This window comes from Roseovarius sp. A46 (assembly GCF_004126395.1).
Classification (GTDB): domain Bacteria; phylum Pseudomonadota; class Alphaproteobacteria; order Rhodobacterales; family Rhodobacteraceae; genus Roseovarius; species Roseovarius nitratireducens.
The window spans coordinates 1-250 of record NZ_PVWS01000113.1 but is presented as its reverse complement, the minus strand read 5'-3'; the positions used below and the strand labels follow the sequence as shown (position 1 = coordinate 250).

Below are 250 nucleotides of genomic sequence, written 5' to 3'. Positions count from 1 at the left end.
TTGGCCTTGTTCTTGGTAGAAGACGGCGCGTCGATGATTGTCGCATCCACCAGCGTGCCGGAGCGGAGGGTCATGCCCTTGTTGGCCAGATAGGCATTCACCTCGGCAAAGATCGCCTCGGTCAGCCGATACCGTTCCAGCAGGTGGCGGAAGTTGAGGATCGTGGTCTCGTCAGGGATACGGTCATCGCCCAACTCGACCCCGGCGAACCGCCGCATCGCCTCGCTGTCGTAAAGCGTCTCCTCGGCCA

General features: G+C 61.6%; 1 protein-coding gene. It reads right to left on the bottom strand.

All coding sequences use genetic code 11. The annotated features are described in order from the left end of the window. Positions 1–250, bottom strand: a 250-nt coding sequence (locus C6W92_RS17575) for a transposase (RefSeq protein WP_164989305.1), incomplete at both ends; no start/stop codon positions are given.